The sequence below is a fragment of the Hydrogenovibrio marinus genome (assembly GCF_013340845.1).
Classification (GTDB): domain Bacteria; phylum Pseudomonadota; class Gammaproteobacteria; order Thiomicrospirales; family Thiomicrospiraceae; genus Hydrogenovibrio; species Hydrogenovibrio marinus.
Genome location: NZ_AP020335.1, coordinates 1,668,875 through 1,684,124, shown reverse-complemented (window position 1 = coordinate 1,684,124; position 15,250 = coordinate 1,668,875). Strand labels below are relative to the sequence as shown.

The following is a 15,250-nucleotide window of genomic DNA, read 5'->3' as shown; positions in this document are numbered from 1 at the left end:
GATGGCAATTGATTTTTCTCAGTTTCCAGATAAGCATGGGCATTTTGGTGTTTATGGTGGTATTTTTGCCCCTGAAACGCTAATGGCGGCTTTGGAAGAACTGAATCAGCAATATGAGTCGGTCAAAAACGATCCAGTTTTTTTGGGTGAATTGACAAAGGATTTCCAAGATTATGTGGGACGTCCAAGTTCACTTTATTTTGCTGAGCGCTGGTCGGAAGCACTGGGCGGCGCCAAAATCTATCTCAAACGCGAAGACTTGAATCACACCGGTGCGCATAAGATCAATAACACGATTGGTCAGGCCTTATTGGCGAAGCGCCTAGGGAAAACTCGTATTATCGCTGAAACAGGTGCAGGTCAGCATGGTGTGGCGAGTGCAACTGTTGCGGCTCGATTGGGTCTTGAATGTGTTGTGTACATGGGGGCAGATGATGTGGTTCGTCAGGCGCCAAATGTTACTCGTATGAAAATGCTGGGTGCGCAAGTGGTTGCAGTTGAGTCAGGTACACGTACCTTGAAAGATGCATTGAATGAAGCCATGCGTGACTGGGTAACCAATGTTGACAACACCTTTTACATTATCGGAACGGTGGCAGGTCCACACCCTTATCCTGCGATGGTTAGAGATTTCCAAGCGATCATCGGTCGTGAAGCAAAGCAGCAAATTTTGCAAAAAGAAGGTCGCCTTCCGGATGCTTTGGTTGCCTGTGTGGGGGGCGGCTCAAATGCCATTGGTTTGTTCCACGAGTTTCTAGGTGATGAGTCAGTCAAAATTTTTGGTGTTGAGCCAGCAGGTGATGGCTTGGAGACAGGCCGTCATGCAGCATCTTTGTGTAAAGGTAAACCGGGTGTATTACACGGGAACCGTACCTATTTGCTAGAAGATGAGAATGGTCAAATTATGGGCACGCATTCCATCTCTGCAGGACTTGATTACCCCGGTGTTGGGCCTGAGCATGCATGGTTGAAGGACATTGGTCGTGTAGACTATGTTGCGGTTGATGATCAAGAGGCGTTGCAAGGCTTTAGGGATTTAACGCGTTATGAAGGTATTCTGCCTGCGTTGGAGTCCAGTCATGCGTTAGCCTATGCGACAAAGTTGGCGCCGACCATGTCAAAAGATCAGATTATTATTGTGAACTTATCCGGTCGTGGTGATAAAGACATGGATACCATTGCAAAAATCGAAGGGTTTGAGTTTTAAGTTATGAGCAGAATTAAAAGTCTATTATCGAACCTGAAATCTCAGGGTAAAACCGCTTTGATTCCTTATATCACCGCAGGTGATCCTAATCCTGGTATGACCGTGGAATTGATGCATGCATTGGTTGAAGAGGGCGCGGATATTTTAGAGCTAGGTGTTCCTTTTTCCGATCCGATGGCGGATGGTCCTGTTATCCAAAAAGCTGTTGAGCGTGCATTAGAATATAACGTCAGCTTAAGAGATGTGCTGCAAATGGTGGCACAGTTCAGACAAAAGAATGATAAAACGCCGATTATTTTGATGGGGTATTTGAATCCTATCGAAGCGATGGGTTATCAAACATTTGCAGATAAAGCGAAGTCAGTTGGTGTTGATGCTGTATTGACAGTGGATATGCCACCAGAGGAAAGCTCCGGTTATTTGGAAGTAATGCAGTCTGCTGGTTTGGATCGAATCTTTTTGGTATCTCCAACAACGCCGGATTCTCGCTTACAAGCTGTCAACGAACAAGGTAGTGGATTTGTTTACTATGTTTCCTTGAAGGGTGTGACGGGATCAAGTGCATTAAACACGGATGAAGTGACTCATCAGGTAAATCATCTGAAAACCATTATGAACTTGCCTGTCGGGATAGGTTTCGGTATTCGCAATGGCGATACAGCATATGAGATGGCAAAAGTGGGTGACGCAATTATTGTAGGCTCTGCTTTGGTGTCGTTGATTGAACAAAATGCTTCAGCGGACCAAGCGGTCATAATGGATGCCATTTCAGAGAAAATGTGCGAGTTTAGACGCGGCATTGATCAAGCAGATGCCGAAAAGGCTTGATAATCTGGTGTGAAGTTCGAGGTGTATTCTCGAAGTCAATGTCTGTATAATGCGCGCATAAAATAATGCATCCCCCTAAGCTTTCTTTAAAGCATTTGGAGTAAAGAATGAGTTGGTTTGAAAAAATTTTGCCAAGTATTAAACAAGTGGCAGAGCGTAAGAAGAACGTTCCGGAAGGCTTGTGGACGAAGTGTCCTAAGTGTGAAAGCACACTATACCGCGCTGAAGTGAAGCGTAACCAAGAGGTTTGCCCTAAGTGTGATCATCACATGCGTTTAGGTGGGCGTGAGCGCTTGGAAACTTTCCTCGATGAAGGTACTGGTGTTGAGATTTCGGCGAATGTTTCTCCGGTTGATGCTTTGAAATTCAAAGACCTGAAAACCTACAAGGCTCGCTTGGCTCAGGCACAAAAGATAACGGGAGAAAAAGATACTTTCGTTACCATGACTGGCAAGATTGATGGGCTTGATGTAGTTTCTGGTGCATTTGATTTTCGCTTTATAGGAGGGTCGATGGGCTCAGTTATGGGCGAAAAGTTTGTAAGAGCTGTCGATTTTGCTATCGAGCATAAAATGCCATTGATTGTGTTCTCTGCATCCGGCGGGGCGCGTATGCAAGAAGCAATGTTTTCTTTGATGCAAATGGCAAAAACCAGTGCTGCACTGGGGCATTTGCGTGCAAAGGGCATTCCTTTTATTTCGGTGTTGACTGATCCGACATTGGGTGGGGTGTCAGCAAGTTTTGCTATGTTGGGTGATTTGAATGTTGCAGAACCAAAAGCTTTGATTGGTTTTGCTGGCCCCCGTGTTATTGAGCAAACAGTTCGTGAGAAATTACCTGAAGGTTTCCAACGTTCGGAGTTTCTATTGGAGCACGGCGCAATCGACCGAATCATTCATAGACACCAGCTCTCTAAAGAGCTAGCTAGTGTTTGTCGTATGCTTTTGAAAAAGCCTGCGTGATCAAGAAACATAATCAAGAACGTAGGTAATGGACTCAGCTGACAACCCCGGTATTTCAGGTTCTTTAGCAGAATGGTTAGACTGGTTGTTGGCGCTTCATGCCCAAGAAATTGATCTTGGGTTAGAGCGTATCTCGCAAGTTGCCCATAAATTGGGAGTATTGCAAGGTGTGCCTTATGTTATTTCTGTCGCTGGAACAAATGGCAAAGGTTCGAGTGTTGCCATGTTAAGCGCGATTTATAAGGCCGAAGGCTATCGTGTCGGAACTTATACTTCCCCCCATATTTTAACGTTCAATGAACGTATTCAAATTGATCTTAACCCTGTCTCTGATGAAGACATTGTTTCTGCTTTCGTTGAGATAGAAGAAGCTCGAGGGAATGTCAAGCTTACATATTTCGAATTTGCCACACTTGCTGCTTGGATAATTTTCAAAAATGCTGAATTAGATGTTTGGATTTTAGAAGTTGGTTTGGGTGGCAGACTAGATGCGGTCAATGCTTTGGATGCCGATATCGCATTAGTCACGGCGATTGATGTCGACCACTCTGACTGGCTTGGTAATGATCGTAATCTGATTGCGCTAGAAAAAGCAGGGATAATGAGAAACGGGCATTTTGCGGTTTGTTCGGATAACAATATTCCGCAGACGCTATTTGATTATGTAAAAGAGCATAATGTCGAGTTGCTGTGTTTGAATCGAGATTTTAATTATGTGATGAAGGCATGTAGCCGTGACTCATCAGACTATGGTTGCCCCCCAACCTGGCAGTTTTTAGCTAAATCAGAACATAAATTAGAAAGTCTGGATAATCTGCCATTCCCTGCATTGCAAGGTGAGTTTCAATTGCAAAATGCTGCTGGCGTGATTTCGGTTATTCAGTTAAGTCAGTCGAAACTGCCTGTGCATGGTGCTGCTGTTCGTCAAGGATTGGCACATGTGACGCATCCTGGACGATTACAGTCTTTGGCAGTTGGTAATCAGAACTGGTTGTTGGATGTTGCGCACAACCCTCAATCGGCAAAAGTATTGGCGAATTTTTTGGCTCAATCTGACTTTAAGGGAGATGCTGTCTTTTCAGTTTTGAAGGATAAGGATTATTCCGAGATGATTCGCCAAATGATACCCTTTACGAATCGTTGGTATATTGCGGATTTGAATGTACCCAGAGCGACTCCTGTTTCACAATTAAAACAGACTCTAACAGATGTTGGTGTTGAGCCATCATTAATTGTTGTTACAGATGATATACTCTCCGCTACTCGCAAAGCCTATGAATGTAATCAAGCTAACGAAGGCGTGGATATTTTGTGCTGGGGTTCTTTTTATACTGTTTCTCAATGTCTGACGGCATTGAAAACCTTGTAAAATGATGAGAGAGCCCATAGGAAAGTTTATGGAAACGGATTCGGAAAATTTATCTCTTAAATTTCGTATGACGGGCGCGCTTGTTTGGTTGTTGTTGCTCATTATTATTGTGCCGAGCTGGTACAGCCATCCGACCGGGTTTTCACCAAACATGGAGTTGGCAGACAATCATCACAAAAGCGATCAAATTGTCGTTGATAAACCTTTCGTGTTGCCCGGCGTTAAAAGCGAACAACCTGTTCCAGAGGAAAATGGCTCAGCGAAAGTTGTGTCAAGCGAGCCATTGCATAAGACTGCTGAAAAAGTTCCCGGCACAGGTAAATCAAATAATACAACAAATATTACTAAGCAGAATATTGAACAACAATCGCCGGTAAAAACATCTGAAAAGCCGGCTGATAAACCGAAAGCGTCAGTTTCTAAAGAAAAATGGATTATCCGAGTTGCGGCTTATCGTTCAAAAGAAAAAGCAAATTTACTCTATGAACATTTAAAATATGACTATGACGTTTTTGTTAAATATTTTCCACAGAGTGAATACTATTCAGTTCGTATTGGACCTTATACCGATAAGAGCTTGGCTTTAAGAGATCAACAGCAGTTAAACCGAGTGTTACGAGTACGCTCGGAATTAGCAAAAACAAAGTAAAACGTCAGTTTAATGAAGTTAAATCCGGAGAAAACACCATGTGTGGCATAGTTGGAATTGTTTCTAATTCACCTGTCAACCAAGAAATCTACGATGCGCTTACAGTGTTGCAGCATCGTGGTCAGGATGCTGCGGGCATCATGACCTGTCAGGATGGAAGAATTTTTCAGCGCAAAGATAATGGCATGGTGAAGGATGTTTTCAGAACCCGTCATATGCGCGATTTGCATGGTAATATCGGGATTGGGCATGTGCGATACCCAACAGCAGGCTCTTCTTCCAGTGCTGAAGCGCAGCCTTTCTATGTAAACTCGCCATACGGTATTGCCATGGCTCACAACGGCAACTTGACCAATGCAGAGCAGTTGGGCAAAGAATTATATGAGCAGGATTTACGTCACTTGAACACCAATTCGGACTCTGAAGTTCTGTTGAATGTATTTGCACATGAGCTTATGCAACAGAAGAAGCTTTTCATCGATGCGCAAGATGTCTTTAAGGCGATTGAGCGTGTGCACAAGCGTGCTCGTGGCGGTTATGCCGCCGTAGGTGTGATTCCAAGTGTTGGGCTGATTGGGTTCCGTGATCCGTTCGCATTAAGACCAATTGTTGTCGGTAAGCGCACTAATGATGATGGCGATTCATATATGATTGCCTCTGAGAGCGTGGCACTTGATACTGCAGGTTTCCAGTTGATAAAGGATTTGGCTCCGGGTGAAGCCGTTGTAATTACTGAAAGTGGTGATATTGAGTTTAAGCAGTGTGCGGAAAACCCGCAATATAGTCCATGTATTTTTGAGTTTGTTTACTTTGCCCGTCCAGACTCTATGGTTGATGATATCTCTGTTTACAAGTCTCGTTTAAGGATGGGTGAAAAGCTAGCGGAGCAGATTTTGAAGGTTTGGCCTGATAATGACATTGATGTAGTTATGCCAATTCCAGATACCAGTAGAACATCTGCATTGCAATTGGCAGAGGTGTTAGGCAAGCCATACCGTGAAGGGTTCATTAAGAACCGATATATTGGCCGTACATTCATTATGCCGGGCCAAAAGCTTCGTAAAAAATCTGTTCGCCAAAAATTGAATGCCATTCCGCTGGAGTTTGAAGGTAAGAATGTTTTGTTGGTTGATGATTCAATCGTTCGTGGAACGACTTCCGGTGAAATCGTGCAGATGGCACGTGATGCTGGAGCGAAGAAAGTTTACTTCGCTTCAGCGGCACCTGCGGTGCGTTACCCATATGTTTATGGTATTGATATGCCGACAACTGATGAGTTGGTTGCGAGTAATCGCACAACCGAAGAAGTGGCGGAATACATTGGTGCTGACCGTTTGTTCTACCAAGATTTGGATGATTTGATTGAAGCGGTTTGGCAAGGTAACAAGAATATTAAAGAATTCGATACTTCTTGTTTTAGTGGTTGTTATGTCACTGGGGATATCACTCAGGAGTATTTGCAGTCACTTGGTTTGGCGAGAAATGATTCTGCGCAGTCTAAGCGCAAAGAAGTAGGGCAAGAGCCTGTAGGTCTTCATAATGGACAGGGCGAGTGATGGAAAAAGAATTTGATCTGGAAACGCTGGCGGTTCGCGCTGGCTACAATCAAACCGAAGAGCAAGAGAACAGTGAGGCCATTTTCCCAACCTCCAGTTTTCGCTACAATTCGGCACAGCAAGCTGCTGACCGTTTTAGTGGTGCGGAGAAAGGGAATGTTTATTCGCGCTTTTCTAATCCCACGGTCAGAGCTTTTGAAAACCGCCTAGCGGCGCTAGAAGGCGGTGACGAATGTGTTGCTACGGCTTCTGGAATGTCGGCTATTTTGTCGACATTTATGTCACTATGTGAGTCGGGAGACCATGTTATTTCTTCAAGCAGTATTTTTGGAACAACAAAGGTTTTGTTCAACAAATACCTAAAAAAATTCGGCTTGGAAGTAACCTTTGTTTCGCAAACAGATATTGGCGAATGGGAAAAAGCGGTTAAGCCGAATACGAAAGCATTTTTCCTGGAAAGCCCTTCTAACCCGCTAACTCAAATTGCTGACATTGCTGCCTTGAGTACGTTGGCAAAGCGTAGTGGTGCAATTTTAATTGTCGATAATTGCTTCTGTACCCCGATTTTGCAGCAACCCTTAGCTTTGGGTGCAGATATAATAATTCATTCTGCGACCAAATTTTTGGATGGGCAAGGCCGCGGTATTGGTGGTGCTGTTGTTGGTTCCAAGGCACTTGTCGGAGAAGAAGTTCGTGGGTTTTTGCGCACAGCAGGTCCTTCAATGAGTCCGTTTAATGCGTGGATATTTTTAAAAGGACTTGAAACGCTTTCTGTGAGAATGGAAGCGCATTGTCAAAGAGCAATGACTTTGGCTGTTTGGTTGGATGAACATCCTGCTGTGGAAAAAGTCTTTTATCCTGGCCTAAAATCTCATCCACAGTATGACCTAGCTCAAAAGCAGCAAAAGGCGGCTGGTGGGCTTGTGACTTTTAGAGTCAAGGGTGGCCGAGCGGAAGCTTGGTCTGTGATTGATAATACGAAAATGATATCAATTACCGCCAACTTGGGCGATGTTAAAACCAGCATTACGCACCCAGCGACAACAACACACTGTCGTGTTCCTGAAGATGAAAGGTTAGCAACAGGGATTACCGATAATCTATTAAGGATTTCAGTTGGGCTGGAGTCTATTGAAGATTTGAAAGCGGATTTGGCACGGGGCTTAGATAAGCTTGTCTAACTATGGTGTAACCGTGAGCACAGCACACGGTTATGCGTTACCGGCGTTACTTCGGTAGAACGATTTCACTTTTCTCTTTGGGACGGAAGATAACGAATACCTTTCCAATGGATTGAACCAATTGTGAACCTGTTTGCTGCACAACATGATCAATAATTGCTTTGCGATCATCTCTCTCCGCGGCGGCCAGTTTGATTTTCAATAATTCATGATGAGCTAAAGAACTTTCAACTTCTTCCATTAGGGAATCAGTGACGCCATTTATGCCGATAGTCACTACAGGGTTTAGACCGTGAGCGATTCCTCTTAAGAACTTGATTTGTTGAATTGAAAGTTTTTGGTTTTTTGACATTGAATTTCCGATTTTAATTATTATTAATGACTAAGCGATTAATTTGCATATTTTATAAGAAAAACCTAGATGGCAAGAAGTAAATCAAGCAATGAATGGCTAAAAGAGCATTTTGACGATTATTATGTCAATAAAGCTAAGCAAGAAGGTTGGCGTTCACGCGCTATTTACAAGCTTCAAGAGATAGACGAAAAGGACCTGCTTTTTAAAAAAGGGATGACTGTCGTCGACTTAGGAGCCGCTCCTGGTGGATGGTCTCAATGGACATCAATGCAGATTGGTGAAGATGGGCGCGTGTTCGCGCTGGACATTTTGCCGGTTGAACCCTTTGCAGGTGTGACTTTTATCCAAGGTGACTTTCGTGAGGATGAAGTCTATCAAAATTTACTGGATGCACTAGACGGGCGCGACGTCGATTTGGTGATGTCTGATATGGCACCAAACATGACCGGAAACAAAGGGGTGGATATTCCGAAATCCATGTATTTGGTTGAGTTATGTATCGAGCTAGCAGAACAAGTTTTGAAGCCCGGCGGAGACTTGTTGATGAAGGTGTTTCAGGGTGAGGGGTATGACCAGTTGTTAACGACTCTGAAAGGAAATTATCAAAAAGTTTTAACGCGTAAACCTAAGGCTTCCAGAGCCAGAAGCAAAGAAATCTATCTTTTGGCAAGAGGTAAAAAACATTAGATTTTATAGGCTTTTTGGGATAAGAATTAAGCGTACTTTTACATAAATAATATAAATAATATTTATGAGAAAATGTGGTAGAGTTATCACTATAAAGTTATGAAATTGTAAGTACATGGTACGGTTCACAGGTGAATTATGAAGAATGACATGTTAAAAAACATCTTGATATGGACAGTGGTGGCAACCATCATGTTGTCGATATTCAACCACTTCAGTGGGCAGCAGATGATGGGAAAAAGCTCTCAGCTAGCCTACTCTGATTTCATTCAGAAAGTGCATAACGGGCAAGTTAGTCAAGTCTCTATTGATGGTCAAACCATTCATGGTGTTTACACCAATGGTCAGGCATTTACAACGATTAACCCTGGTGATGTAGGGTTGATGGGGGACTTGCTAGACTATCACGTCAAAGTCATTGCGCATTTACCTGAAAAACAAAGCGTTTTGATGCAAATCTTTATTTCTTGGTTCCCAATGTTGCTATTGATTGCCATCTGGATTTTCTTTATGCGCTCAATGGGTGGTGGAATCGGCGGGAAAGGCGGGCCTATGTCTTTTGGTAAGTCGAAAGCCCGTATGATGACAGAAGATCAAGTTAAAGTAACTTTAGAAGATGTTGCTGGTGCAGATGAAGCCAAAGAAGAAGTTGGTGAAATCGTTGATTTCTTAAGAGACCCAGAAAAGTATCAAAATCTTGGTGGAAATATTCCACGTGGTGTTTTGATGGTGGGTCCTCCAGGAACCGGTAAAACATTGTTGGCCAAAGCGATTGCTGGCGAAGCAAAAGTGCCTTTTTTTAGTATTTCTGGTTCTGACTTCGTAGAGATGTTTGTGGGTGTTGGTGCTTCACGTGTTCGTGATATGTTTGAGCAAGCAAAAGCACATGCGCCATGTATTATCTTTATTGATGAGATCGATGCTGTAGGTCGTAGCCGTGGTGCCGGAATGGGTGGTGGAAACGATGAGCGCGAACAAACATTGAACCAAATGCTGGTTGAAATGGACGGTTTTGAAGGGAATGAAGGGGTGATTGTTATTGCCGCGACTAACCGTGCTGATGTTCTTGACCCTGCGTTATTGAGACCAGGAAGATTTGACCGTCAGGTGACGGTAGGGTTACCAGATGTTAGAGGTCGTGAACAAATTCTTAAGGTTCACATGCGTAAAGTTCCTTTATCGGATGATGTTAAGCCTGCTTTGATTGCTCGCGGTACACCTGGGTTTTCAGGTGCAGATTTAGCAAACTTGGTTAATGAGGCCGCATTGTTTGCTGCGCGAGGCAATGAGCGTTTAGTGACTCAAGCTCATTTCGAAAAGGCTAAAGATAAAATCCTTATGGGGGTTGAGCGTAAGAGTATGGTGATGAGTGAAGAAGAGAAAAAACTCACTGCTTATCACGAAGCTGGGCATGCAATTGTCGGGTATCTTGTGCCAGAACATGATCCTGTTTATAAGGTCAGTATTATGCCGCGAGGTAGAGCATTGGGGGTAACCATGTATCTGCCTGAAGAAGATTCTTACAGTTACTCTAAACGGAAGTTAGAAAGTCAGTTGTCTAGTTTGTATGGCGGACGTATTGCTGAAGAGATGATTTTTGGTGCAGAAGCGGTGACTACCGGCGCGAGTAATGACATTATGAGAGCAACGCAAATTGCCCGTAATATGGTTACGAAATGGGGGTTGTCAGATAGGCTTGGACCTCTTATGTATGAAGAGGAAGATAATGGCTCTCTGATGGGAAGTTCTCGTAATGCGAATGTTTCTGGTGAGATTTCGAAGGAAATCGATATGGAGATTCGTAAGTTGATCGATCGTAACTATGAGCGCGCTGAAAAGCTTCTAACGGATAATATTTCTATTTTGCACGCAATGGCTGATGCTTTGATGAAGTATGAGACGATTGATGCGGATCAGGTGAAAAACTTGATGGAAGGTAAGGAGTCCGGTGAGCCAAAAGACTGGAAGGAAAGTGATGATGGAAAGGACGATGGTTCTTCGAAGTTATCAAGCTCACAATCTCAGGAAACAACTAAGACCGATCTTTCAGATAATCACGATGATTCAGTTAATGACGCAGAGCCAAAATTACATTGAATAACGTGACTGGTTAATCACGAAAACCCCTTTTTAGGGGTTTTTTTATGGAGTGCTGAATGACTTTTTTTGAAAAAATTCATGCGAGTAGTTTGGATGCCCCTCTGGTCATGGGGATTTTAAATGTGACCCCAGATTCTTTTTCTGACGGTGGTGCGCATAATTCTGAAGATCAGATTAAGAGTATGCTTGAGTGTATGCAGTCCGCTGGTGTTGATGTTGTCGATATAGGTGGGGAGTCTACCCGTCCTGGAGCAGCTATAGTTAGTCTGGATGAAGAGTTAGAAAGAGTATTGCCTGTCATAGAGTGGGTTAAGCAAATGACCGATATGTCTATTTCAATTGATACCTACAAAACAGAAGTTATGAAAGAGTCCATTAATTTAGGGGTGGATTTGATCAATGATATAAATGCCCTTCAGTCAGAAGGGGCAGAAGAGGTTGTTGCCGCCTCAGGTGTGATGGCCTGTTTGATGCATAAGAAGGGGGAGCCTGGAAATATGCAAGACAATCCTGTTTATGAAAATGTATTTCAAGAAGTGTCTGACTTTTTATCGTTAAGGACAAAAGAGTGCATTTCTAATGGAATAAAGTCCGAAAATATACTGATTGATCCGGGCTTTGGATTTGGTAAAAGTCTTGAGCATAATGTAAAATTATTCGAACAACTAGAGCAATTTTCCAGTTTAGGTCACCCGATATTAGTAGGTGTGTCGCGCAAGAGAATGATTGGCGACATATTGGGTGGTTTACCTGTCGAAAAACGAGTGATTGGTAGCGTTTCGGCGGCAATTATTGCTGCAATGAAAGGCGCTAGGGTTATTCGTGTTCATGATTTTGAAGAAACGATTCAAGCATTCAAAGTAATGCATACTTTGCTGTAAATAAATTTTAGGTAGTTGCAATGTCGCAAACAAAAAAATATTTCGGAACCGATGGTATTCGCAATGAGGTGGGTAAGGGACTAATTTGTCCCGATCAAATCTTAAAACTTGGCTGGGCTACAGGCAAGGTGATGCGAGATTACGGTGAGAAGACTGTAATGATTGGCAAAGATACTCGTATTTCGGGCTATATGTTTGAGTCGGCGTTGGAAGCGGGATTTATTGCTGCGGGTATTGATGTTCTTTTGTTGGGACCAATGCCTACACCTGCAGTAGCTTACCTGACTAGAACCTTTCATGCTGATGCAGGTATTGTTATCAGCGCCTCTCATAACCCACATCATGATAATGGCATCAAGTTTTTTTCCGCTAAAGGTCAAAAAATTTCCGATCAAGTTGAGTTGGAAGTAGAGGCAGCATTTGACCAAGCTTTGGAAACGGTTGATTCACTTCATTTGGGAAGAGCAAGACGTATTGATGACGCCGCCGGTAGATATACCGAGTTCTGTAAGAGTACTTACGAATCGAGCAAAAAGCTCGATGGCATCAAAGTGGTCTTGGACTGTGCAAACGGTGCTACCTATCATATCGCGCCGGCTGTTTTCAAAGAGCTGGGTGCGGATGTTGTAACGATTGGTGTTGACCCAGATGGGATTAATATTAACTTGAAGTGTGGGGCCACAGATTTGGATGCCCTTAAGCAGAAGGTGATTGCAGAATCTGCAAATGTTGGGATTGCTTTTGATGGTGACGGCGATAGAGTAATGATGATTGATCATACCGGTGAGGTCGTAGACGGAGATCAGATTCTCTATATCTTGGCAGCTAATTCAGAAAAGCCTGTTTCTGGTGTGGTTGGAACCCTGATGAGTAATTTAGGGTTGGAGGTTGCACTAAAAGAATTGGGCATAGACTTTATTCGCACAAAAGTTGGCGACCGCTATGTTATGGAAGCGCTGAAAGAAAACGGCTGGGATTATGGTGCGGAATCTTCCGGTCATGTGTTGTGTTTGGATAAGACTTCAACCGGTGATGGTATTGTTGCTGCACTGCAAATTATGTCAATTATGACAAGAACAGGAAAGTCGCTTCAAGAGTTAGCATCTGGAATGCAGAAGATGCCTCAACTACTGAAAAACGTACGTGTACCAGATAAAGTGGATGTTTCTTCAAACGCGATATTGCAATCAGCTATTAGTGATTCTGAAGCAAGAATGGCAGGGAAAGGAAGAGTTTTGATTAGAGCATCAGGCACAGAGCCTCTTATCCGCGTGATGGTTGAGGGACAGGACATGATAATGATTGAGTCCGAAGTAAATGCGCTGTTACAGGTGGTTGAAAGCGAATTTTCATAAGATTGTCAAGATTGTAATTCAAAAAAGAAATCGCTAACATAGGCGGAATTTTGTGTCGGAGACTAAGAAATGAGACAAATGTTTGTCGCAGGTAATTGGAAAATGCATGGCAATAAGGCTGATATTAAGAGCCTTATAACGGGGCTTAATGCAATGTCTGACCGTGCAGGAAACGCTAAAGTAGCCATATGTCCACCAGCATTGTATGTGGATTATGTAAATCGTTCTTTGTCAGCATCAAATATCGAGTTGGGTGTCCAGAATATCGCGGAAGAACCTGTTCAGGGAGCGTATACTGGAGAGATTTCTGCGGACATGGTCAAAGATCTTGGATGTCAGTACGTTATTTTAGGACATTCGGAAAGACGTGCTATTTATAAAGAAACGGACGCAGAGATTGCTAATAAAGTCGATACTGCGATTCGATCAGGTTTGACGCCAATATTGTGTGTCGGAGAAACTTTGGAAGAACGTGAAGCAGGTCAGTTGGAAGAGGTTATCTCCACACAGATTAATGCAGTCGTAGCCAAAGTTGGTATTAATGCTTTTAAAAACGTAGTGATTGCTTATGAGCCAGTTTGGGCAATCGGTACTGGTAAAACGGCAACTGCGGAGCAAGCACAAGAAGTTCACGCATTTATTCGCAATCTATTGGCGGGCTATGATGAAGGTGTCGCAAGTGGCATCATTATTCAGTACGGTGGTAGTGTGAAACCGGATAATGCAAAGGAATTGTTCAGTCAGCCTGATATTGATGGCGGTTTGATTGGTGGTGCTTCATTGGTTGCTGAAGATTTTATGGCCATTTGTGAGGCTGCAGGAGAGTAATCATGTTTTCATTTGTACTAACCATTCATTTGGTAGTGGCATTTATTTTAATCGTGCTTGTGCTATTACAGCACGGTAAAGGTGCTGACGCTGGTGCGAATTTCGGAGGTGGGTCTTCCCAGTCTGTATTCGGTGGTGGCGGTTCAAGTAGTTTTTTGTTGAAAGTAACTGCAGTTGTGGCGGCGATTTTCTTTATGACAAGTTTGACGCTAGCCTATTTGGGCGCCAAACAGGTAAAAGGATATCAAAGTGTTGTTCAAAAGCCTGTAGTGACAACAGAGAAAAAGAATAATAACGATACAAAAGCTCCGGTGGTACCAGAGTAAAAACATAGCCGATGTGGTGGAATTGGTAGACACGCTATCTTGAGGGGGTAGTGGCGCAAGCTGTGCCGGTTCAAATCCGGCCATCGGCACCATTTTTTTGAATGACCATAAGCTTAGTTTACTAAGTTAGAAGGGTTTAATATGCTTGAAAATTATTTACCTATCATAGTGTTTGTTGTGCTAGGCATATTATTTGGTGTAGGGCCGATCCTGATGGGATATCTGCTTGGACCAAACCGTCCTGATGCCGAGAAGCTTTCTCCATATGAGTGTGGATTTGAAGCCTTTGAAGATTCTCGTATGAAATTTGATGTTCGCTTCTATCTTGTTGCGATCCTTTTCATTATTTTTGATTTGGAAATCGCATTTCTGTTCCCTTGGGCAATTGTGTTGCAAGAAGTGGGTACATTTGGATTGTTGGCGATGGCAGGGTTTTTATCACTACTGGTAGTCGGCTTTGTTTATGAGTGGAAAAAGGGAGCGCTTGAATGGGAATAGAAGGCGTTTTGAAGGAAGGGGTAGTTACCACTTCCGCAGATAAGCTGATTAACTGGGCAAGAACGGGTTCTTTGTGGCCGATGACTTTTGGGCTGGCTTGTTGTGCAGTTGAAATGATGCATGCAGGTGCATCACGTTATGACTTGGATCGCTTTGGAATTATTTTCAGACCTAGTCCGCGTCAATCGGATGTGATGATTGTTGCTGGAACTCTGGTAAATAAGATGGCGCCAGCTTTGCGTAAAGTTTATGACCAAATGGCAGAGCCTCGTTGGGTAATCTCTATGGGTTCATGTGCTAACGGCGGCGGTTATTACCACTATTCTTATTCAGTTGTTCGCGGCTGTGACAGGATTGTTCCTGTAGATGTCTACGTTCCTGGATGCCCTCCAACAGCAGAAGCTTTGTTATATGGGATTATCCAGCTTCAAGCGAAAATTAAACGAACAAATACCATTGCTCGTTAAT

16 protein-coding genes and 1 tRNA gene are annotated in these 15,250 nt (G+C 43.2%); 16 read left to right on the top strand and 1 reads right to left on the bottom strand.

The window, feature by feature from the left end; genetic code table 11:
• The first annotated feature begins 1 nt into the window (after window position 1).
• From trpB to HVMH_RS08030, 7 genes are all read left to right on the top strand, one after another.
• Window positions 2-1,207, top strand: a complete 1,206-nt coding sequence (gene trpB, locus HVMH_RS08060; RefSeq protein ID WP_197942620.1) for a tryptophan synthase subunit beta — start codon at window positions 2-4, stop codon at window positions 1,205-1,207.
• A 3-nt stretch (window positions 1,208-1,210) separates the two neighbouring features.
• Window positions 1,211-2,035, top strand: a complete 825-nt coding sequence (trpA, locus tag HVMH_RS08055) for a tryptophan synthase subunit alpha (protein ID WP_029909765.1) — start codon at window positions 1,211-1,213, stop codon at window positions 2,033-2,035.
• A gap of 107 nt (window positions 2,036-2,142) precedes the next feature.
• On the top strand, window positions 2,143-2,997 hold the full coding sequence (gene accD / locus HVMH_RS08050) for an acetyl-CoA carboxylase, carboxyltransferase subunit beta (RefSeq protein ID WP_029909763.1): 855 nt from the start codon (window positions 2,143-2,145) through the stop codon (window positions 2,995-2,997).
• Window positions 2,998-3,025: 28 nt separating this feature from the next.
• Window positions 3,026-4,366 (top strand): bifunctional tetrahydrofolate synthase/dihydrofolate synthase, encoded by a 1,341-nt coding sequence (gene folC, locus HVMH_RS08045; RefSeq protein ID WP_029909762.1) that lies wholly within the window; start codon window positions 3,026-3,028, stop codon window positions 4,364-4,366.
• Window positions 4,367-4,394: 28 nt separating this feature from the next.
• Window positions 4,395-5,015: an SPOR domain-containing protein gene (locus HVMH_RS08040; protein ID WP_029909760.1), complete on the top strand. Its 621-nt coding sequence runs from the start codon at window positions 4,395-4,397 to the stop codon at window positions 5,013-5,015.
• Between the two features lie 38 nt (window positions 5,016-5,053).
• On the top strand, window positions 5,054-6,571 hold the full coding sequence (purF, locus tag HVMH_RS08035) for an amidophosphoribosyltransferase (protein ID WP_029909758.1): 1,518 nt from the start codon (window positions 5,054-5,056) through the stop codon (window positions 6,569-6,571).
• A complete protein-coding gene (locus HVMH_RS08030) occupies window positions 6,571-7,752 on the top strand; it encodes an O-succinylhomoserine sulfhydrylase (RefSeq protein ID WP_029909757.1) in 1,182 nt (393 codons plus the stop codon). Before purF ends, HVMH_RS08030 begins: the two co-directional genes overlap by 1 nt.
• Window positions 7,753-7,798: 46 nt before the next feature.
• Here HVMH_RS08030 and yhbY read toward each other — a convergent pair whose 3' ends face one another.
• Window positions 7,799-8,104 carry a ribosome assembly RNA-binding protein YhbY gene (gene yhbY, locus HVMH_RS08025; protein ID WP_029909755.1) on the bottom strand — a complete coding sequence of 102 codons (306 nt, stop codon included), beginning with the start codon at window positions 8,102-8,104 and terminating at the stop codon, window positions 7,799-7,801.
• Between the two features lie 69 nt (window positions 8,105-8,173).
• On the opposite strand from yhbY, the gene rlmE reads away from it, so the two are divergent.
• The 9 genes from rlmE (at window position 8,174) to HVMH_RS07980 (ending at window position 15,249) form a co-directional block, all read left to right on the top strand.
• A complete protein-coding gene (rlmE, locus tag HVMH_RS08020; RefSeq protein ID WP_029909752.1) occupies window positions 8,174-8,794 on the top strand; it encodes a 23S rRNA (uridine(2552)-2'-O)-methyltransferase RlmE in 621 nt (206 codons plus the stop codon).
• A gap of 150 nt (window positions 8,795-8,944) precedes the next feature.
• Window positions 8,945-10,891 carry an ATP-dependent zinc metalloprotease FtsH gene (ftsH, locus tag HVMH_RS08015; RefSeq protein ID WP_232087748.1) on the top strand — a complete coding sequence of 649 codons (1,947 nt, stop codon included), beginning with the start codon at window positions 8,945-8,947 and terminating at the stop codon, window positions 10,889-10,891.
• A 59-nt stretch (window positions 10,892-10,950) separates the two neighbouring features.
• Window positions 10,951-11,775, top strand: coding sequence for a dihydropteroate synthase (gene folP / locus HVMH_RS08010; RefSeq protein ID WP_029909745.1), 825 nt, complete (start codon window positions 10,951-10,953; stop codon window positions 11,773-11,775).
• A gap of 20 nt (window positions 11,776-11,795) precedes the next feature.
• Window positions 11,796-13,130: a phosphoglucosamine mutase gene (gene glmM, locus HVMH_RS08005; RefSeq protein ID WP_029909742.1), complete on the top strand. Its 1,335-nt coding sequence runs from the start codon at window positions 11,796-11,798 to the stop codon at window positions 13,128-13,130.
• A gap of 69 nt (window positions 13,131-13,199) precedes the next feature.
• Entirely contained in the window at window positions 13,200-13,958 is a 759-nt protein-coding gene (gene tpiA / locus HVMH_RS08000) for a triose-phosphate isomerase (RefSeq protein ID WP_029909739.1), read from the top strand.
• A gap of 2 nt (window positions 13,959-13,960) precedes the next feature.
• Window positions 13,961-14,284: a preprotein translocase subunit SecG gene (secG, locus tag HVMH_RS07995; RefSeq protein WP_029909736.1), complete on the top strand. Its 324-nt coding sequence runs from the start codon at window positions 13,961-13,963 to the stop codon at window positions 14,282-14,284.
• Between the two features lie 7 nt (window positions 14,285-14,291).
• A tRNA-Leu gene (locus HVMH_RS07990) sits at window positions 14,292-14,376 on the top strand.
• A 49-nt stretch (window positions 14,377-14,425) separates the two neighbouring features.
• Window positions 14,426-14,782, top strand: coding sequence for an NADH-quinone oxidoreductase subunit A (locus tag HVMH_RS07985; RefSeq protein ID WP_029909735.1), 357 nt, complete (start codon window positions 14,426-14,428; stop codon window positions 14,780-14,782).
• Window positions 14,773-15,249, top strand: coding sequence for a NuoB/complex I 20 kDa subunit family protein (locus HVMH_RS07980; RefSeq protein WP_024851441.1), 477 nt, complete (start codon window positions 14,773-14,775; stop codon window positions 15,247-15,249). The genes HVMH_RS07985 and HVMH_RS07980 overlap by 10 nt, the downstream gene beginning before the upstream one ends.
• Window position 15,250 lies beyond the last annotated feature (1 nt).